The organism is Kosakonia pseudosacchari (assembly GCF_900184035.1).
In the GTDB taxonomy this organism is placed as follows: Bacteria; Pseudomonadota; Gammaproteobacteria; order Enterobacterales; family Enterobacteriaceae; genus Kosakonia; species Kosakonia pseudosacchari.
This window is the reverse complement of sequence record NZ_FXWP01000011.1, coordinates 213121-233643: the sequence shown is the minus strand read 5'-3', so window position 1 is coordinate 233643 and position 20523 is coordinate 213121. Positions and strand designations below refer to the sequence as shown.

Genomic DNA, 20523 nt, shown 5'->3' with positions numbered 1-20523 from the left:
AAGGTGAGCGCCGTGCTCACCTTTTTTATTTGCTTCGCTTACTCCGAATCGATGTCTTTCAAATCGCCCTCGATCGCCTGCGCATTCGGGTTTTCTTGCGGTTTCAGCTTACCGCCGTTGGCAATAAAGTCATGGCGCTGGAAGTAGGCTTCACGCACCAGAATATACGGATCGGAAGACTGGCGCAGCAGGCCATCTGAATCCAGCAGTTGCGCGCGCGATTCGATGCCTTCCACCGTCCATTTACCCACCGACAGCGGCCATGTCAGCCACGACAGCACCGGATAGAGCGTATCGGCCATATCACCACCGTCTTCACGCAGCGTGAAACTGCCATAGAACGGCAGTTGCATATAAGGGCCGTAACCTATGCCGTAATGCCCCAGCGTGCTACCAAAACGGTGTGGCTCAACGCGCTGTAATTTCGGGTTCGCCGCACCGGCGACATCCATCAGACCGCCCATCCCCAGCAGGGTGTTCAGGAAGAAGCGCGTAAAGTGAACCATCCCCTGGTACGGATCGCCTTGTAAGAAGAAGTTCACCATCACCGCCGGTTCTTCAAGGTTGCTGGTGAAGTTGCTCAGGCCATTTCGCGCGGGCTGCGGCACGTAATCACGCCAGACAACGGCAACAGGCCTGACAACATACGGGTCCAGAACATTGAAGTTGAAACTGTACATGGTGCGGTTGAACCCTTCCAGCGGGTCTGAACGTCCCTGCGAATCTTTACCGGAACTGGCACAACCGACCAGCACAGTGGTAGCCAGCGCAAGCGCCGACAGGCGGAATTTCATAGGTGTCTCCCTGAAGAAAATGGTCGTCGCTGAATGCCATTTTTGAATAACGCAAACGCGGAAATCCGTTTTGCGCAGACAATGCGCAACGCATTGTATCAGCACGTATTCTGATGTCCATGTAGCGAACGAATCGCGCTCAGCCTAACCGAACTCACCTTTACGGCTCGTTAACAATTCTATACAAACTTCCTCAATATCGTATTGCCATTATTGCTTTTCGCGCAATTTAGGACGATGCCGTCACGGAATAAGCGTGAAAACCGCTACGCTTAAATTTTGCCGCCATTACCAAGCGAGGCCATCGTGGACAATATTAAAGAAGAGAAACTCGACAAACACAGCGATGACATACAAGTGGAAAGCGACGAGAAGAAGAGCGGGAAGAAAATAGAGCTCGATGAAGAGCGCCTGCCCTCACGCGCCATGGCGATTCATGAACATATTCGCCAGGACGGCGAAAAAGAGCTGGAACGCGATGCGATGGCGCTGTTCTGGTCAGCCATAGCCGCAGGCCTGTCGATGAGTGCATCGCTGCTGGCAAAAGGGATTTTCCACGTACAGCTCGACGGCGTTCCCGGCGGTTTTCTGCTGGAGAACCTCGGTTACACCTTTGGCTTTATTATTGTCATCATGGCGCGCCAGCAACTGTTTACCGAAAACACCGTCACGGCCGTATTGCCAGTGATGCAAAAACCCAGTTGGGTCAACTTTGGCCTGATGACGCGCTTATGGAGCGTGGTGCTGTTGGGAAACCTTGTTGGTACTGGCATCGCGGCCTGGGCATTTGAGTATATGCCCATATTCGATGAAACCACCCGCGATGCGTTTGTCAAAATCGGCATGGAGGTAATGAAGAATACGCCGCTGGAGATGTTCTCTAACGCCATTATCTCCGGTTGGATCATCGCCACCATGGTGTGGATGTTCCCGGCGGCAGGCGCGGCGAAAATTGTGGTGATCATCTTAATGACCTGGCTTATCGCGCTGGCCGACACCACGCATATCGTGGTCGGCGCCGTAGAGATTTTCTATCTGGTGTTTAACGGTACGCTGCACTGGAGCGAATTTATCTGGCCATTCGCCCTGCCGACACTCGCCGGGAATATTTGCGGCGGCACGTTTATTTTTGCTCTGCTCAGTCACGCACAGATCCGTAACGATATGATCAATGCGCGTAAAGCCGAAGCAAAAGCCCGCGCCGACGAGCAAAAACAGCAACGCGACGGCGCAGAAAAAGAGGCATAAACGGCCACAGTTTAATCACTTGGCGGCCTGTGAGCTTAACGCGAGACGTAAATAACGTTATACTCCTGCCGCCTTGTCCCCTTAGTTAAATGGATATAACGAGCCCCTCCTAAGGGCTAGTTGCAGGTTCGATTCCTGCAGGGGACACCATCAATGCCTCTCACTTCTTCAATAAGACACAATTCCCGACAACAAGGTTGTCAGATGGCGTTCCGCCAGCAGCGCGATGGCACGTTCAATATCCGGCGCGAAATAACGATCTTTCTCATAATGCGCAACCTGCTCGCGCAGCAGTCGGCGTGCCTGTTCCAGCGGCGGACTGCTGGTTAAGCCTTCGCGCATATCCAGCCCCTGGCAGGCGGCCAGCCACTCAACGGCAATGACGCCACGCGTGTTCGCCGCCATCTCCCACAGGCGACGCCCGGCAGCCGGTGCCATAGAAACATGATCTTCCTGATTTGCCGAAGTGGGCAAACTGTCCACGCTGTGCGGATGCGATAACGCTTTGTTTTCACTTGCCAGCGCCGCCGCGGTGACCTGGGCAATCATAAAGCCAGAGTTAACACCGCCATTTTTCACCAGGAACGGCGGCAGTTGCGACATATGGCTATCCATCAGCAGGGCAATGCGACGCTCGGCAAGCGAACCTATCTCAGCAATCGCCAGCGCAATATTATCTGCGGCCATCGCCACCGGCTCCGCATGGAAATTCCCCCCGGAGATCACGTCATTTTCGGCGGCAAAAACCAGCGGGTTATCGGAAACCGCATTCGCTTCGGTTAACAGCACATCTGCGGCAAAACGCAGTTGCGTCAGGCATGCGCCCATCACCTGCGGCTGACAGCGCAGGGAGTAAGGATCCTGCACTTTATTGCAGTTGTGGTGAGACTGAGAAATGGCGCTGTCATCGGTTAATACATGGCGATATAACGCCGCCGCGTCAATCTGCCCGCGCTGGCCGCGAACGTCATGAATTCGCGCATCGAAGGGACGACGCGAACCGAGCGCCGCCTCAGTGGTCAGCGCACCGCAAACCACGGCGGATGCGAACAGATCTTCGGCTTCAAACAGGCCGCGCAAAGCAAATGCGGTGGAGGTTTGCGTACCGTTCAGCAGCGCCAGCCCCTCTTTCGCCGCCAGCGTGATTGGCGCAAGGCCAGCATTTTTCAACGCTTCACTCGCCGGTAACCATTCACCCTGCCAGCGCGCTTTTCCTTCGCCGAGCAGCGTCAGCGACATATGCGCCAGCGGCGCCAGATCGCCAGATGCGCCCACCGAGCCTTTCGCCGGGATCCACGGATAAACCTCCGCGTTAACCATCGCCACCAGCATCTGGATCACCTGCAGGCGAATACCGGAAAAACCGCGTGCCAGGCTGTTGATCTTCAGCACCATAATCAAGCGAACCAGCGCGTCATCCAGCGGCTCGCCAACGCCTGCGGCGTGAGAGAGCACCAGCGAGCGTTGCAAATTCTCCAGATCTTCCGTCGCGATGCGCGTTTGCGCCAGCAACCCGAAGCCCGTATTGATGCCATACGCGGTGCGACCTTCCGCCATAATCGTGTTGACGCAGGCAACGCTCTCATTAATGGCCGCAAACGCGCCATCATCCAGCGACAGATGAATAGGCTGGCTGTAGATTTCGCGCAGCTGCGCGAGGGTGAGTTGGCCCGGAATAAGGGGGAAATTTTTCATGCTTTGCCCTGCCCCTGCGTTGCAGCAACCATCGGAAGATTGAGCCCCTGCTCTGCGGCGCACTCAATCGCAATCTCATACCCGGCGTCAGCGTGGCGCATAACACCCGTTGCCGGGTCGTTATGCAGCACGCGTGCAATGCGTGCCGCCGCTTCATCTGTGCCATCGCAGACAATTACCATCCCCGCATGCTGGGAAAAACCCATCCCCACACCGCCACCGTGATGCAGCGAGACCCAGGTCGCGCCGCTGGCGGTATTCAGCAGCGCGTTAAGCAGCGGCCAGTCCGATACGGCATCAGAACCATCGCGCATTGCTTCGGTTTCACGGTTTGGGCTTGCCACCGAACCAGAATCAAGATGGTCGCGACCAATCACAATCGGCGCGGAGACTTCACCAGTGCGTACCATCTCGTTAAACGCCAGCCCCAGTTTTTGCCGCCACTCAAGCCCTACCCAGCAAATACGCGCCGGTAATCCCTGGAAGCTAATGCGTTCGCGCGCCATATCCAGCCAGTGGTGCAGGTGCTTGTCGTGCTGAATAATCGCTTTCACTTTGGCGTCGGTTTTATAGATATCTTGCGGATCGCCGGAAAGCGCCACCCAGCGAAACGGGCCGATGCCACGGCAAAACAGCGGTCGAATATAGGCCGGGACAAACCCCGGGAAGTCAAAAGCATTATTGACGCCCATCTCTTTCGCCATCTGGCGAATGTTGTTGCCGTAATCAAAAGTCGGCACGCCCATTTCACTGAACGCCAGCATGGCGCTGACGTGCTCAGCCATACTCTGTTTAGCGGCTTGCACTGTGCCCTGCGGGTCGGATCCCGCTTTGTGCTGGTACTCTTCCCACGTCCAGCCTTTTGGCAGGTAACCATGCAGCGGATCGTGTGCGCTGGTTTGATCGGTGACCAGATCCGGGCGCACACCGCGTTTCACCAGCTCAGGCAGGATCTCAGCCGCGTTGCCGCACAGCGCGACAGAGACCGCTTTGCCAGCAGCGGTGTACTTTTCAATGCGTGCCAGCGCGTCGTCCAACGAAGTGGCTTGTTCATCGACATAACGTGTGCGCAGACGAAAATCGATGCGGCTTTGCTGGCACTCAATATTCAGCGAACAGGCGCCAGCCAGCGTCGCCGCCAGCGGTTGCGCACCGCCCATACCACCAAGCCCGGCGGTTAACACCCAGCGCCCTTGCAGATCCCCCTGATAATGCTGGCGACCGGCTTCAACAAAGGTTTCATACGTGCCCTGCACAATCCCCTGGCTGCCAATGTAGATCCAGCTTCCGGCAGTCATCTGACCGTACATCGCCAGCCCTTTAGCATCCAGATCGTTAAAGTGTTCCCAGTTGGCCCAGTGCGGTACAAGGTTGGAATTCGCAATCAGCACGCGCGGCGCGTTATCGTGGGTTTTAAATACCCCCACCGGTTTGCCGGACTGCACCAGCAGCGTTTCGTCATGCTCCAGCTTTTTCAGCGCCGCAACAATAGCGTCAAAGCACTCCCAGTCGCGCGCCGCGCGCCCGATGCCACCATACACCACCAGCGCGTTCGGGTTTTCGGCCACTTCGGGATCGAGGTTATTCATCAGCATGCGCAACGGCGCTTCGGTGAGCCAGCTTTTCGCATTCAGTTGCGTGCCTCTGGGGGCGCGAACAGTTTGCTGGCGATGGAGGGTATGCGGCATCGGTGTTTTCTCCTGCGGAAATGTCCTGGATATGTAAACACCTATACTTGTCTATACAATTGCATCACGCAAGTATGGATTTAACAAAAAAGATACAATTTTGTTATAGTGCGCCAGCAATCACGCTTTTGCTGACGCGAGCGATCAGGAGCCGAAATGGCCCTGTAAACGGTAACGGCTACCCGGAAAAAGCAGGCTGGCGTGGGAGACAATATGCGAGGTTGACCACGTACGGCGGCGAATAAGCAGGCAGGGATCGCGCTCGTTGATATGCAACAGGCGACACTCTTCAGCCGAAGCACTTACCGCCTCGACGATATGCTCCCCTTCGGTGAGTGGCGCAATCAGCGACAAATAGGCATGCGGCGTCGTGATGGTGTAATCCTGCTGTAAATAGTCAGGCACCACGGCGGCATTGACGCTGCGATCTTCAATCTGCACCGGGATATCGTTTTCGTAATGCACCATGCGGGAATGGAAAATACGCGCTCCCTCTTCCACCTCCAGCGCAGCGGCCTGGGTAAAATCGGCGCGCGTCTCTTCCAGTAGTAACACCTCGCAGCGGTGCTGGTGATGACGAGCAGTAATTTCATCGGCAATGCTACGGATTTCAAACAGCGCCGATTGGCCTTTTGGCTCAGCGACAAACGTACCGACGCCCTGTAAGCGTACCAGCAGCCCCTCGTCCGTTAACTCACGCACGGCTCGGTTAATGGTCATACGGCTGAAACCAAACTGCGCCACCAGCTCCGCTTCCGAAGGGATGCGATCGTGCGGCCGCCACGTACCGTCGTAGATCTTCTCGCTGATAGCCTGCTTCACTTTTTCATAAAAGGGCACCGGCGCACTGGCGGATGCCGAACGGGGACGAGGCGAAAACATAGTGCGCGTGTTCCTTATGTTGTGATGAAGCGCCAGCCGGCGAGTATAACCTGATTTAACGGGCGGCGATCACCCGCGCCACCAGTGCAAAATCTGCCATGCCAGCCGTGCCGCCACTTTGGCACCTGCACCTTGAAGGTCAAACAACGGATTATATTCCACCAGATCCACCGCCTGAAGTTTGCCGCTGCGGCACAATGGTTCAACAATACGCAATAACAATGCCAGCGGAATGCCCAGCGCTGCGGGCGCGGAAACGGCGGGCATCTCCCAGGCGGGCAGCACATCGAGATCGATAGTCAGATAGAGACGATCGTAACTGGCTATGTTGCGTGCAATTTCCGGCATGACCCGATCGTCAAAAGCATGCAACACGGCAAGATCGTCAATCACCGTAACGTTACGGTTTGCGGCTTCATCCCATAACGCCTGGGTGTTCGCCGCGACACTCGCGCCAATGCAGCTATAGTGAAAACCGCGCTGTTGCGCTTCGCAGTGCAGTGCCAACTGGCGAAACGGTGTCCCGGAGCTGGCACGTTGAGCGTGGCGCAAATCGAGATGCGCATCCAGGTTGATAATCCCGATACGCTCATTGGGAAAGGCATCGAGAATGGCGCAACCGTGCGCAAACGCCGTTTCATGACCGCCGCCAAATACCAGCGTGCGCATACGCGATCGCTGGCAAGCCAGTAGCGCATCATGCAGCGCCTGCTGCGCCTCCTCCAGCTTATCTGGCAGTGCGCGGATGTTGCCCATCTCCACAAGTTGCCCGTGCCCCGGCTGGCTTGCCATTCCGGCCAGCGCTTTACGCAGCACGTCGGGCCCCTGCGCGGCGCCCGCGCGTCCCTGATTGCGTTTTACCCCTTCGTCGCACTCGAAACCCAGCAACGCGACTTTTCCACGATGTTGCTGCGGTGAGAAATCACCTGGGCTGGCAATGGTCTGAAAGACGCGCAGCGCATTTGCCGCTTCTGCGCTGTCATCACGCCCCTGCCAGACAGTCGGCTCAACCGGATGCCAGAGAGTCATACGCTTACCTCACCACGGAAAATGCGCTGATAGAGTGGGTTGCGGCCAGGTTCATAGACCATCTCCACCGGGTGCTCAGCATCCCAGACAATAAAATCGGCCATAAACCCTGCGGCCAGTTGCCCGTGCGTCTGCTGGCGACCGAGCGCTTGCGCGGCATGTCGGGTCACGCCTGCCCATGCTTCTTCCGGCGTCAGGCCGAATTTGACACAGGCCATATTCATCGCCAGATGCAGGCTGGCGAACGGGCTGGTGCCCGGGTTGTAGTCGGTGGCAAGCGCCATGGGAACATGTTGCTGGCGTAGCCGTTCAACCGGCGGTTTTTGCGTTTCATTAAGAAAATAAAACGCGCCGGGGAGCAACACCGCCACCGTGCCGCTCGCGCGCATCGCGTCCACCCCTTCTGCGTTTAAATACTCAATATGATCGGCAGAAAGCCCACGATAGCGGCTCACCAGTTGCGCGCCGCCAAGAGAGGATAGCTGCTCAACATGGCCTTTTACCGGGATGCCCAATTCACGCGCCGCAAGAAATACCCGTTCGGTTTGCGCCGGGCTAAAGCCGACGTTTTCGCAAAAAGCATCTACCGCCTCAAACAACCCTTTTTGCCACAGCGCAGGCAGGATCGTTTCACACACCAGCGCAATGTATTCGTCGCTGCGGCTTTTATATTCTGGCGGCGTGGCATGCGCAGCAAGGAGCGTACGGCTGATCTCCACCGGCTGTTGTTGTGCGAGCAGACCGGCAACGCGCAGCATTTTCTCTTCGTTTTCGAGATCCAGACCGTACCCGGATTTGATCTCAATGGTCGTCACGCCTTCATTGATCAACCGTTGTAATCGCTGCTCTGCAAGTCTCATCAGCTCCGCTTCGCTACTCTGTCGGGTGGCCTGCACGGTGGCATTGATACCGCCGCCCTCGGCGCTAATCTGCTGGTAAGACACGCCATTCAGCCGCCGCTCCCACTCCTGCGCACGGTTGCCGCCAAAAATAAGATGGGTGTGGCAGTCGATTAAACCGGGCGTTATCAGCCGTCCGGCGACATCAACACAGTTGGGTATCCTCGCGGGTAGCTCAGCATCCGGCACCACAGCGCGGATGCGCCCGTCGCGCACAATAAGCGCATGCTTTTCCAGTAAACCGTAAGGCTTTGGCTGAGAAGGATCCATTGTTGCAAGGCGCGCGTTGCGCCAGATTCGATCGGCAGAGGTAAAATCAGTCATCGGTTTTGCTTGTCATGGGTTGTATAGACATTTATTTGCATAATGAATGGATTGTCAACCCGCATAACCTGTCGCCCTGGTTGCACATTCATCCACTTTTTTGAGCGGGTTCAGTACAAGCCATCGCAAAGGCACATTGGTCTTGATGTGAGCGATTTGTGACCTGCTTCAAAAAATTAGCCTTATAATTCAAGCGGAAATGAACCGTTTCAGCAGGCCATTTTTATCGTCGCTCAATGGCTATTTATTTAGCAGTGAAAGTATTGTGTCGCCAAAGCCCGACACATTGTAAGTTACTAAAATTAAATAGAAAAAAGGCTCTTGTAAGGCCTGAAAATTAAGCGTACATTAGCCCCGTTTGGTGAGGAATTCACCCGAAATTCTGAGATGGAGCTGTGGCCGAAATAGAGATAATTCTCATTTTCGATGTGGCGTAGTTTCACCTCTCTATACTCAGTCCTGAATGGTCATGAATGCATACTTAGGTGTGCGGAGCGATGAACGTGAAATATTTCTTTATGGGCATTTCGGTGATGGTTATTGTGTGGGCCGGCACATTCGCCCTGATGATCTAACCTGAGCATATCGTGCTGTACAAAAAAGGAGCCAAAAGGCTCCTTTTTTGTTTTGCCCGCCGACCAGGCGGGCGGAGAAGGCACAGTTACGGTTCCAGATCTTCCGCCGCGCTCTTTTGCGCTGCCGGAAGTAGCCCATCGGCGCGGAACATGGCCTTAATACCGCGCACCGCCTGGCGGATACGATCGCGGTTCTCAATCAGCGCGAAACGCACATGCGTATCGCCGTAATCCCCAAAACCGATGCCTGGCGAAACGCAGACTTTCGCCTCTTTCAGCAGCTTTTTGGCAAACTCCAGCGAGCCCATCGCCGCGTACGGTTCAGGGATTTTCGCCCATACGTACATTGACGCTTTCGGCATTTCTACCATCCATCCCGCTTCATGCAGCCCTTTCACCAGCACATCCCGACGGCGTTTATACTGAGCGGCAATATCGCGCACACACTGCTGATCCCCTTCCAGCGCGGCAATCGCAGCCACCTGTAGCGGCGTAAAGGTGCCGTAGTCGTGATAACTTTTGATACGCGCCAGCGCGTTGACCAGCACCGGGTTACCGACCATAAAACCGATACGCCAGCCCGCCATATTGTAACTTTTCGACAAGGTGAAGAACTCAACGGCGACATCGCGCGCGCCCGGCACTTGCATGATCGACGGCGCTTTCCAGCCATCGTACACAATGTCGGCGTAGGCCAGGTCGTGAACAACCAGCACATCGTAGCGTTTTGCCAGCGCGACCACTTTTTCGAAGAACTCCAGTTCAACGCACTGCGCTGTCGGGTTAGACGGGAAGCCTAAAATCATCATTTTCGGCTTCGGGTAGCTTTCGCGGATCGCGCGCTCCAGTTCATTAAAGAAGTCGACACCTTCCACCAGCGGTACAGAACGCACCTGCGCTCCCGCAATCACCGCACCGTAAATATGAATCGGGTAACTCGGGTTCGGCACCAGCACGGTATCACCGTGATCCAGCGTCGCCAGCATCAGATGCGCCAGCCCCTCTTTCGAACCAATGGTGACAATCGCTTCGGTTTCCGGATCAATATCCACTTGATAACGATCCTGATACCAGCGGGAAATCGCCCGGCGCAGACGCGGAATGCCGCGCGACGTGGAGTAACCGTGCGTATCCGGGCGTTGTGCTACGGTACAGAGTTTCTCAACGATGTGCGGTGGCGTCGCGCCATCCGGGTTGCCCATACTGAAATCAATAATATCTTCGCCGCGGCGTCGCGCAGCCATTTTCAGTTCAGCGGTGATATTAAAAACATACGGGGGGAGACGATCGATACGCGTAAAACGGCGTTCAGGACTGAAGTCAGCCATAGATTCCTCGGAGTAACGTTAGCGCCCGGACCGTCCGAGCGACGTCGCCACATTTGCGGCGTGCTTAGAACATAGCCCGAAAAAAATCTCGCTGTCGAGGGGTAAGCGCAAAAATAACGCAACGCCATAAAAGAGGAAGTTTAATTTAGGATAAGGAAAGCTTAATTATCCTCTTATAGAAAAAACCATCATATCTTTTAACAATAAAATAAAGATAAAATTACCTTATAAATTCACCAATTAGTACAATATCGCGTCGCTTCTTTCGGCTCTTTTCAATCCCCTTTTGGAAAAGTGGTCTTTCCCCATTCAGCGAATGAATACTGCGGCTGGTCATCTGCGCCGGGGTTTTTTATCATAGCTTTTTGACGCTATTCATATGAGTCCCCCGTGCACGAAATATTCGACATGCTGCTGGCCGTTTTTGACCGAGCGGCGCTCATGCTGATCTGCCTGTTTTTCTTGATCCGCATCCGCCTGTTCCGCGAACTGCTGCATAAAACGGCGCACTCGCCAAAAGAGCTGCTGGGCGTGACGGCCATATTCTCGATGTTTGCCCTGTTCAGTACCTGGTCCGGTGTGCCGGTGGAAGGCTCGCTGGTTAATGTGCGTATCATCGCGGTGATGTCTGGCGGGATTTTGTTCGGCCCGTGGGTCGGCATTATCACCGGCGTGATTGCCGGGGTGCACCGCTATCTGATCGATATTGGCGGCGTGACGGCGATCCCCTGTTTTATTACCAGCATTATTGCCGGCGTGATGTCCGGGATGATTAACCGCAAGGTGCCCAAAGCGCAACACTGGCGCGTGGGCATTATCGGCGGCATGATTTGCGAAAGCCTGACCATGACGCTGGTGGTGCTGTGGGCACCGACTACCGCGCTCGGCCTGGATATTGTCTCCAAAATTGGCGTGCCGATGATCCTCGGCAGCGTCTGTATCGGCTTTATTGTGCTGCTGGTGCAAAGCGTGGAAGGGGAAAAAGAGGCGATTGCCGGTCGTCAGGCGAAGCTGGCGCTGGATATTGCCAATAAAACGTTACCGCTGTTCCGGAATGTGAATAGCGAGTCCCTGCGCAAAGTGTGTGACATTATCCGCCGGGATATCAAAGCCGATGCCGTGGCGATCACCAATACCGATCACGTGCTGGCTTACGTTGGCGTCGGGGAAAATAACTACCGCGACAGCGACGATATTATCAGCCCAACCACTCGCCAGGCGATGAACACCGGCGAAATCATCATTAAAAACAATGATGAAGCCCACCGCACGCCGGAGATCCACTCGATGCTGGTGATCCCGCTGCGTGAACAGGGCATCGTGACCGGTACACTGAAGATCTATTACTGCCACGCGCATCAGATCACCTCGTCGTTACAGGATATGGCCGTTGGCTTGTCGCAAATTATCTCGACACAACTGGAAGTTTCCCGCGCCGAACAACTGCGGGAGATGGCGAACAAAGCGGAATTGCGCGCTTTGCAAAGTAAGATCAACCCGCATTTCCTGTTTAACGCCCTGAATGCTATCTCGTCGTCAATTCGTCTGAATCCGGACACCGCCCGGCAGCTCATTTTTAATCTGTCGCGTTACCTGCGCTATAACATTGAATTAAAAGATGATGAGCTTATTGATATCAAAAAAGAGCTCTATCAAATCAAAGACTATATCGCCATTGAGCAGGCCCGTTTTGGCGATAAGTTGACGGTGATTTATGACATCGATGAAGAGGTTAGTTGTGTGATCCCGAGCCTGCTGATCCAGCCACTGGTTGAAAACGCGATTGTGCATGGCATTCAACCGTGTAAAGGCAAAGGCGTGGTCACCATCAGCGTGGAAGAGTGCGGCAACCGCGTGCGTATTGCCGTGCGCGATACGGGCAACGGTATCGATCCGCAGATGATTGCCCGCGTTGAAGCCGATGAGATGCCCGGCAACAAAATTGGCCTGCTGAACGTTCACCAGCGCGTGAAGTTGCTGTATGGCGAAGGATTGCATATTCGCCGTTTAACACCGGGCACTGAAATCGCGTTTTTTGTGCAGCGCCAACCGTCGCCTGCCGCATTGTTGCCTTAACAGGAGAGCCGTATGAAAGTCATCATTGTTGAAGATGAGATCCTGGCGCAACAGGAGCTGAGCTGGCTTATAAAAGCGCACAGCCAGATGGAAATTGTCGGCACTTTCGACGATGGTCTCGACGTGCTGAAGTATTTACAGCACAACAAAGTCGACGCCATTTTTCTCGATATTAATATCCCTTCTCTGGATGGCGTATTGCTGGCGCAGAATATCAGCCAGTTCGCCCATAAGCCGTTTATCGTCTTTATTACTGCCTGGAAAGAGCATGCGGTGGAGGCTTTTGAATTGGAAGCCTTCGACTACATTCTGAAACCGTACCAGGAGTCACGCATCATCAGCATGCTGCAAAAACTGGAAACGGCCTGGCAGCAGCAATCAGCCCCCGTTGCCAGCCCGCAGCCACGGGAAAACGCGACCATTAACCTGGTGAAAGATGAGCGCATTATCGTCACCAGTATTCATGATATTTATTACGCGGAAGCGCATGAGAAGATGACGTTCGTCTATACGAAGCGGGAATCATATGTGATGCCGATGAATATCACCGAGTTTTGCAGCAAACTGCCGACGGCGCACTTCTTTCGCTGCCACCGCTCTTACTGCGTCAACCTGGATAAAATCCGTGAGATCGAACCCTGGTTTAACAACACCTATATTTTGCGGCTGCGGGACCTGGAGTTTCAGGTGCCCGTCAGCCGCAGCAAAGTTAAAGAGTTTCGTCAGTTAATGAATCTTTAAAGCACGTAACCCAGCGTCTGGCGCAGATGCGCGCCAGAACCCAACAGCCCCGGGTTATCATGCACGATCAAAAAGACCGGGATATCCTGGACGTAGGATTTGAAACGCCCTTTGTCCTCGAAACCGCCGCGAAAACCGGAAGCGGTAAAGAAATCGAGGAAGCGCGGCACAATGCCACCGGCAATGTAAACGCCGCCGAACGTGCCGAGATTGAGCGCCAGGTTGCCACCAAAACGCCCCATAATGACGCAAAATAGTGATAATGCGCGACGGCAGTCAATGCAGCTATCTTCCAGCGCCCGTTCAGTCACATCTTTCGGTTGCAGGTTTTCCGGTAGACGCCCGTCTGATTTGACGATCGCGCGATAGAGGTTAACGAGGCCGGGACCGGAGAGCACACGTTCAGCCGAAACGTGACCGATTTCCGCGCGTAACTCTTCGAGGATAATCCCCTCTTCTTCGCTGTTTGGCGCGAAATCGACGTGGCCACCCTCGCCCGGCAGGCTCACCCAGCGCTTATCCACATGCACCAGGTGCGAGACACCAAGCCCGGTACCTGCGCCGTAAACGGCGATCGGTTTACCTTCAACCGGCGCGGAACCACCAAACTGAATCAGGTGTTCGGCTTTGAGCATCGGGATCGCCATCGATACGGCGGTGAAATCGTTAATGATTTCCAGATGGGCGAAACCGAGGTTTTTCTTCATTTCGGCAATCGAAAACGCCCAGGTGTGGTTGGTCATTGCCACCCAGTCACCGGTGATCGGGCAGGCGATGGCGATACAGCCGTCTTCTACCGTGACGTCGTGCTCTTTCAGATAGACACGCACTACGTCTTCCAGGCTTGGGTAATCGAGGCCGGAGTAGGTTTTGGCCCGGGAGATGTCACCGCTATCGACATCACACAACGCTAAGCGCGCGTTCGTGCCACCCACGTCTCCCACTAAAGCATACTTTGTCATTCTTTTACGGCTCCGCTAAAGTCAGAATAAATCTTTGGCACACTGTAAATTCAAGGCGCTGTAACGACAACGACCATATCATGAGTGCCCCAGGATTATCGATCTTCATCACAGATTACCTTAAAGGTTTCAGCCCGGTTGCATCCTGAGTGACCAGGCTTCGTTGCAAGGATAAAAAGATGCTCCATCCGCGTGCGAGAACGCTGCTCTTACTGGCGCTGCCTGCGCTCATTATTGGCGTTGCGTCGAGTCTGATCTTAGCGCTGGTGATGAAAATCGCCGCCCTGCTGCAAACCGTGTTGTGGCGCGGCATGCCATGGCGGCTCGGCATCTCACCGGATTCTCCCTTGTGGATCCTGATCGTTTTGACACTCACCGGCGTTGCTGTGGGCCTGGTTATCCGTTTCAGCACCGGTCATGGCGGGCCGGACCCGGCGACCGTGCCATTGATTGGCTCGCCGGTCGCAGTCAACGCGCTGCCGGGGCTGGCGCTGGCAATGATCCTCGGTCTGGCAGGCGGCGTAAGTCTTGGCCCCGAGCAACCCGTCATGGTGCTGAATATCGCTCTTGCCGTCGCACTTGGCGCGCGCATTTTCCCGCGCGTTGCACCCCTGGACTGGACCATTCTTGCCTCGGCCGGCACGCTCGGCGCACTGTTTGGTACGCCAGTGGCGGCGGCGCTTATCTTCTCGCAAACCCTGAAAGCCAGTGAAGACGTGCCACTGTGGGATCGCCTGTTCGCCCCGTTGATGGCTGCCGCCGCAGGCGCGCTAACCACCAGCCTCTTTTCGCTACCCCATTTCACGTTGCCCATTCCTCATTATCCGCAGATGCATATAGTTGATATTTTTAGCGGCGCGGTCGTGACGCTGTTCGCTATCGCGCTGGGAATGGTGGCAGTCTGGTGTTTACCACGGCTGCATCACTTCATGCATCGCCTGAATAACCCGGTGATGACGTTGGGGATTGGCGGCTTCCTGCTGGGTATTCTGGGCATAATTGGCGGCCACATTACCTTATTCAAGGGGCTGGATGAGATGCAGCAACTGGCCTTCGCGCATACCTATACCGTTACCGATTATCTGTTATTTGCTCTGGTAAAACTCGCCGCGCTGGTGATAGCCGCCGCCTGCGGTTTTCGCGGTGGGCGTATATTTCCGGCGGTGTTTGTCGGGGTGGCGTTAGGTTTAATGTTGCATGAACATGTCGACGCCGTTCCGGCAGCAGTCACCGTATCTTGTGCGGTTTTAGGGCTGGTGCTGGTGGTAACGCGCGATGGCTGGCTGAGCCTGTTCCTGGCAGCTGTCGTCGTACCGGACACCACCTTGTTGCCGCTGCTGTGTATCGTGATCCTGCCCGCCTGGTTAGCGCTGGCCGGAAAACCGATGATGATTGTCCCCCGGCGCAGTAAGTAACTACTCACTGTTACGAGTTTCCAGCGCATGCGTGACATCACGCAACAGATCCGGTAAATCGGCTTGCGGCAACATCACCTCAATCAGCGTAAGCCGGTGGTGATGCGAGGCGGCTTCCAGTGCCTCCGCCAGTTGCACCGTTTCGCTAACGCGCCAGCACTCGGCCTGACAGTCATGGCTGAGGGCATGAGGAATATGGGTCCAGTTCCAGCGCGCAATATCGTTATAACGCTGATGCGCACCGTGGATCGCCCGCTCCACCGTGTAGCCATCATTATTGAGCAATAAAATGATCGGTCGCTGCCCGTCACGCAGCATCGACCCTAGCTCCTGAATGGTGAGCTGCGCGGCACCGTCGCCACTAAGCAAAATAACCCGCCGCTCCGGGCAGGCGGTCTGTGCGCCAAACGCGGCGGGCAGGCAATAACCTATCGATCCCCACAGTGGCTGCGTCAACATTTCAACATCGGCAGGCAGACGCAGAGACGCCGCGCCAAAGGCGGCGGTGCCCTGATCGGCCAGTAAAATATCACCGGGGCGAATAAAAGCCTGCACTGTTTGCCAGAATGTGTGCTGATTCAACGTGCCGGCGTGATGCGGCGAATGGGCAGAAGGCTCGGGAACAGCTTCGGGCACGCAGCGTGGGTTATTGCGACAAACCGAAATCAGGATATTGACCGCCTCCTGCATCGTAATCCCGCTGAACCACTCTTCCCCTACCCGCGCAGCAAAGGGCTGGATATCAATCGTGCGCTCTACAGGCAGTTGCTGCGTAAACCCGGCGGTGATGGTGTCCGTAAAACACACGCCGACACAAATTACCGCATCGGCACCCTCAATTGCCTCACGCACCTGAGGCGGGCTGGCGGCACCGCTGTAAGTGCCGACAAACCCTGGCTGTGTTTCATCAAACAAACCTTTGCCCATTAGCAACGTGCCGTGCGGGATGGGCGAATCCTTCATCCAGCACTGCAACATTTTCTGTACACCAAAGCGATGAGCGAGAAAATCCGCCAGCAGCGCAATGCGCGGGCTTTCGCTGAGCATCGCCTGTAGACGGCGGCGAAAGCTATCCAGACGCGCTTCGTTAGGCTGAAGTGATGCGGGAGTGATAACGTTTACAGGCGGTGTTGCCGCCATTTTTGCCACATCGGCGGGTAACATCAGGTAGCCGGGGCGGGATTCACTGAGCATCGTGCGGATCACGCGGTCGATTTCATAACAGGCATTTTCTGCCGTTAACACCGCCTGTGCAGCGCTAAGCGGTTCATACATGCGCCAGAAATGGCTGAAATCACCGTCACCCAGTGTGTGATGCAGAAGTTCACCGCGTTGCTGTACGCTGCGGCAGGGTGCGCCAACGATCTGCAACACCGGTACATATTCCGCAAAGCTGCCAGCGACACCGTTAATCGCGCTCAACTCCCCCACGCCAAAGGTGGTCAGCAGCGCGCCTGCCCCCTGACAACGCCCGTAACCATCGGCGGCATAAGCGGCATTTAGTTCGTTGGCGCAGCCCACCCAATGCACCGCCGGGTGCTGGATAACGTGATCAAGAAACTGCAGATTGTAGTCGCCAGGTACGCCGAAAAGATGATGAATACCGCAGCCGGCAAGCCTGTCCAGTAGATAGTCGGCAACTGAATAATCGTTTTGCATTGCGTTACATCTCCGAATACTGACACTTACCTGAGTATTGGAGAACTGTGATGAGAGTCCAGGATACGCGTTTGAGAGGAAGTGGAAAGCAAGCTTTACGGCATCTGGCGGTGTAAGCTCAGTGCATGTAAACGCATACACTGACGCTACGCTGATAAATAAGGAGTAACGGCATGGTTTATCAGGCCAATCCAGCACGCTATGAAAAGATGCACTACCAACGCTGCGGCGACAGCGGATTGAAGCTTCCGGTCATTTCACTTGGGTTGTGGCACAATTTCGGCGATACCACCTTACTGGAAAACAGCCGCCAGCTGTTGCGGCATGCCTTTGATCTGGGCATTACCCATTTTGATCTGGCCAATAACTACGGGCCGCCGCCGGGCTCCGCAGAGCGTAATTTTGGCCGGATTTTGCAGGAGGATTTCCTGCCCTACCGCGATGAACTGATTATCTCAACTAAAGCCGGTTATACCATGTGGGACGGCCCATACGGCGACTGGGGCTCACGTAAATATTTGATTGCCAGCCTTGACCAGAGCTTGCGCCGCATGGGTCTGGAGTATGTTGATATCTTCTATCACCACCGACCGGATCCCGAAACCCCGCTGAAGGAAACCATGCGCGCACTGGATCATATTGTGCGTCAGGGCAAAGCCCTGTACGTCGGGCTTTCCAACTATCCGGCGGCGCAGGCGCGTGAAGCTATCGATATGCTTAATGATCTCGGCACACCGTGTCTTATTCACCAGCCGAAATACTCGATGTTTGAACGCTGGGTCGAAACCGAATTGCTTGATGTGTTGCAGGAAAAAGGCGTCGGCAGTATTGCGTTCTCGCCGCTGGCGGGCGGGCAACTGACTGACCGTTATCTGCACGGCATTCCACCCGATTCGCGTGCCGCCAGTGGCAGCCGTTTTCTCAACCCGGATCAGCTTACGGATGAAAAGCTGACCACCGTTCGCGCGCTGAATGCGCTGGCGGAACGGCGCGGACAGAAGTTATCGCAGATGGCGCTGGCCTGGGTACTGCGTAACGATCGTGTCACTTCGGTGCTGATTGGTGCCAGTAAAACCAGTCAGCTTGACGATGCGGTCGGCATGCTGGCAAACCGCCACTTCACCACCACTGATAGCGATGAGATCGACGCTATTCTCAGTGGCGCAAAATAACCGCAAATTTAGCAAAAAATGCTGCCATTCATGATTTAGGAGTTCCGCCAATAATACGGGGTTTGGCCGCCCCGTAATATTGTTGTAACAGGCCGTTTCGGCCCGATCGTGAAGGAGAAGAGTATGTTCAGGTCACTGATTCTGGCAGCTGTGTTAATGGCTTCTGCGCCGCTGGTCGCAAATGCTGGCGAAATCACCCTGTTGCCATCTGTGAAATTACACATTGGCGATCGCGATAATTACGGTAACTACTGGGACGGCGGCCGCTGGCGCGACCGTGACTACTGGGGCCGCAACTATGAATGGCGCGGCAACCGCTGGCATAAACACGACCGCGGCTGGCATCGCGGCTGGGACAAACAGAACGCGTATGAACGCGGTTATCGTGAAGGCTGGCGCGACCGCGACGATCATCGTGGCCGGGGACGCCACCACCACTAATTCAAAAAAAGGAGCGTAAGCGCTCCTTTTTCTCGTACTTTTACAGACCCACCGCACTGCCGATTAACAGCCAGCCATTCAAACTGACTACCAGCACTACAATCACCCAGCCAACCCGTTTAATTAATGGCGTGTTGACTAACTCCCCCATTAACTTGCGATTACTGGTGAATATCAGCAGCGGCACCAGCGCCAGCGCGATACCGAAACTAAGCAATACCTGGCTCATAACCAGAATCCTTGTCGGATCCAGACCCAGCCAGATAACGATAAACGACGGCATCATGGTGATGGTGCGCCGAACCCACAGGGGAATATGAAAACGCACAAACCCCTGCATTACCACCTGCCCGGCCAGCGTCCCCACGACCGTTGAGGAAAGCCCCGCCGCCACCAGGCTAAGACCAAAAATGGTCGCTGCGGCATGGCTTAATAACGGCTCCAGCGTCAGGTACGCCTGGTCGAGATCGGCAACACCGGTGTGACCGTTAAAATGGAACGCCGCTGCCGCTGTCGCCATCATTGCCAGGTTCACAAACCCGGCGATAGTCATGGCGATACCCACATCCCATTTCGTAGCGGAATAACGCTCGCGCTGTGTGCCCTGGTGCAGATGCTGCGTCAGAGACGAGTGCAGGTAAATGACATGCGGCATGATGGTCGCGCCCAGTACACCAGCCGCGAGGAACACCGCTTCGCTACTCGGCAAACTCGGGATCACAATGCCTTGCGCCAGTTGAGCCAGTTTCGGCTGAGAAAAAAACAGCTCAACAATATAAGCAGCGGCGACAAACAGCAGCAGGCCGCCTATCACTTTCTCCAGCGGTTTTTGCCCCCGCCGTTGTAACATCAAAATCAAGAACGTCGCCACGCCAGTAAGCACCGCACCTTGCAGTAACGAAACGCCGAGGATGAGTTTAAACCCGATGGCAGCACCGATAAACTCAGCCAGATCGGTTGCCATGGCGATGATTTCCGCCTGAACCCAGTAGAACCACACCAGCGGGCGCGGATAGTGATCGCGGATCTGCTCTGCAAGGTTCTTTCCGGTGGCAATCCCCAGTTTGGCGGAAAGCAGTTGGATCAACATCGCCATAATATTGGCCCAGACCACCACCCACAGCAGTTGATAGCCAAAACTGGCGCCTGCCTGAATATTGGTAGCGAAGTTGCCCGGGTCGATATAACCGATAGCCGCAATAAACGCCGGTCCCATTAAGGCAAACCGTAACTTGCGCGCTGCCCGCCCATTACTATTCTCAACGCGACTACTGTTCATTTATTGCCCCTAAATATAGCCTTTGCTATGTTTTATGCTACCAAAATGAGAATGATTATCAAGTTCATTTAAATGGGTTTACCTGATTTCTCTGATAGCCAGAAACAATAGAAGGGTTGAATGTCAAGGATGGTGACGGCGACAACAGCATTTGCCGCAGCGTTATGTTAAGAGTCTAGCAGTATGACGCAACTTTTCACGCTTTTACTTAACATAACAGAAATGTATGTTGGATCACTAATTTTGAGTCTGGTCACAGGTCATTAATATAGTGTGTGTTTGATCTCGTTTTCTTTTGTCTTGTTACATAGAATGT

17 protein-coding genes and 1 tRNA gene are annotated in these 20523 nt (G+C 54.9%); 8 read left to right on the top strand and 10 right to left on the bottom strand.

Annotated features, from left to right (window positions below; translation table 11 throughout):
- Window positions 1-38 precede the first annotated feature (38 nt).
- Entirely contained in the window at window positions 39-794 is a 756-nt protein-coding gene (gene mlaA, locus BN2591_RS09685) for a phospholipid-binding lipoprotein MlaA (RefSeq protein ID WP_086870974.1), read from the bottom strand.
- Between the two features lie 306 nt (window positions 795-1100).
- On the opposite strand from mlaA, the gene BN2591_RS09680 reads away from it, so the two are divergent.
- Complete coding sequence (locus BN2591_RS09680; protein WP_086871074.1) at window positions 1101-2042, top strand: formate/nitrite transporter family protein; 942 nt, start codon at window positions 1101-1103, stop codon at window positions 2040-2042.
- A 75-nt stretch (window positions 2043-2117) separates the two neighbouring features.
- Window positions 2118-2192: transfer RNA gene (locus BN2591_RS09675), tRNA-Arg, on the top strand.
- An 18-nt stretch (window positions 2193-2210) separates the two neighbouring features.
- Here BN2591_RS09675 and hutH read toward each other — a convergent pair.
- The 5 genes from hutH to hutI all read right to left on the bottom strand — a co-directional run bounded on the left by hutH (window position 2211) and on the right by hutI (window position 8559).
- On the bottom strand, window positions 2211-3737 hold the full coding sequence (hutH, locus tag BN2591_RS09670; protein ID WP_086870972.1) for a histidine ammonia-lyase: 1527 nt from the start codon (window positions 3735-3737) through the stop codon (window positions 2211-2213).
- Window positions 3734-5425 (bottom strand): urocanate hydratase, encoded by a 1692-nt coding sequence (gene hutU, locus BN2591_RS09665; protein WP_086870970.1) that lies wholly within the window; start codon window positions 5423-5425, stop codon window positions 3734-3736. Before hutU ends, hutH begins: the two co-directional genes overlap by 4 nt.
- Before the next feature lie 144 nt (window positions 5426-5569).
- Complete coding sequence (locus tag BN2591_RS09660; protein WP_086870968.1) at window positions 5570-6307, bottom strand: histidine utilization repressor; 738 nt, start codon at window positions 6305-6307, stop codon at window positions 5570-5572.
- Window positions 6308-6376: 69 nt separating this feature from the next.
- Window positions 6377-7336 (bottom strand): formimidoylglutamase, encoded by a 960-nt coding sequence (hutG, locus tag BN2591_RS09655; protein WP_086870966.1) that lies wholly within the window; start codon window positions 7334-7336, stop codon window positions 6377-6379.
- The gene (gene hutI, locus BN2591_RS09650) at window positions 7333-8559 is read right to left on the bottom strand and encodes an imidazolonepropionase (protein WP_086870965.1); all 1227 of its coding nucleotides are present in this window, start codon (window positions 8557-8559) and stop codon (window positions 7333-7335) included. The genes hutG and hutI overlap by 4 nt, the downstream gene beginning before the upstream one ends.
- A 503-nt stretch (window positions 8560-9062) precedes the next feature.
- Here hutI and ypdK point away from each other — a divergent pair.
- On the top strand, window positions 9063-9134 hold the full coding sequence (ypdK, locus tag BN2591_RS09645; protein ID WP_099458783.1) for a membrane protein YpdK: 72 nt from the start codon (window positions 9063-9065) through the stop codon (window positions 9132-9134).
- A gap of 86 nt (window positions 9135-9220) precedes the next feature.
- On the opposite strand, the gene alaC is transcribed toward ypdK, so the two are convergent.
- A complete protein-coding gene (alaC, locus tag BN2591_RS09640) occupies window positions 9221-10462 on the bottom strand; it encodes an alanine transaminase (protein WP_086870963.1) in 1242 nt (413 codons plus the stop codon).
- A gap of 390 nt (window positions 10463-10852) precedes the next feature.
- Here alaC and BN2591_RS09635 point away from each other — a divergent pair, with 390 nt between their 5' ends.
- Together BN2591_RS09635 and BN2591_RS09630 are read left to right on the top strand one after the other, a co-directional pair.
- On the top strand, window positions 10853-12538 hold the full coding sequence (locus BN2591_RS09635) for a sensor histidine kinase (protein WP_071925212.1): 1686 nt from the start codon (window positions 10853-10855) through the stop codon (window positions 12536-12538).
- Between the two features lie 12 nt (window positions 12539-12550).
- Window positions 12551-13279, top strand: coding sequence for a LytR/AlgR family response regulator transcription factor (locus BN2591_RS09630; RefSeq protein WP_086870961.1), 729 nt, complete (start codon window positions 12551-12553; stop codon window positions 13277-13279).
- On the opposite strand, the gene glk is transcribed toward BN2591_RS09630, so the two are convergent.
- Window positions 13276-14241 carry a glucokinase gene (gene glk / locus BN2591_RS09625; RefSeq protein WP_020454598.1) on the bottom strand — a complete coding sequence of 322 codons (966 nt, stop codon included), beginning with the start codon at window positions 14239-14241 and terminating at the stop codon, window positions 13276-13278. The two genes, BN2591_RS09630 and glk, sit on opposite strands and share 4 nt — an antisense overlap.
- 179 nt (window positions 14242-14420) lie before the next feature.
- Between glk and BN2591_RS09620 the strand changes: the two genes are divergently transcribed.
- Window positions 14421-15656 (top strand): ion channel protein, encoded by a 1236-nt coding sequence (locus tag BN2591_RS09620; RefSeq protein ID WP_086870959.1) that lies wholly within the window; start codon window positions 14421-14423, stop codon window positions 15654-15656.
- Here the strand turns inward: BN2591_RS09620 and BN2591_RS09615 are convergent, their stop codons facing one another.
- On the bottom strand, window positions 15657-17315 hold the full coding sequence (locus BN2591_RS09615; RefSeq protein WP_086870957.1) for an alpha-keto acid decarboxylase family protein: 1659 nt from the start codon (window positions 17313-17315) through the stop codon (window positions 15657-15659).
- A 173-nt stretch (window positions 17316-17488) separates the two neighbouring features.
- Between BN2591_RS09615 and mgrA the strand changes: the two genes are divergently transcribed.
- A complete protein-coding gene (gene mgrA, locus BN2591_RS09610; RefSeq protein ID WP_086870955.1) occupies window positions 17489-18487 on the top strand; it encodes an L-glyceraldehyde 3-phosphate reductase in 999 nt (332 codons plus the stop codon).
- A gap of 123 nt (window positions 18488-18610) precedes the next feature.
- Window positions 18611-18928, top strand: a complete 318-nt coding sequence (locus tag BN2591_RS09605; RefSeq protein WP_086870954.1) for a DUF2502 domain-containing protein — start codon at window positions 18611-18613, stop codon at window positions 18926-18928.
- A gap of 40 nt (window positions 18929-18968) precedes the next feature.
- Here BN2591_RS09605 and BN2591_RS09600 read toward each other — a convergent pair whose 3' ends face one another.
- A complete protein-coding gene (locus tag BN2591_RS09600) occupies window positions 18969-20207 on the bottom strand; it encodes an Nramp family divalent metal transporter (RefSeq protein ID WP_086870952.1) in 1239 nt (412 codons plus the stop codon).
- Between the last annotated feature and the right edge of the window lie 316 nt (window positions 20208-20523).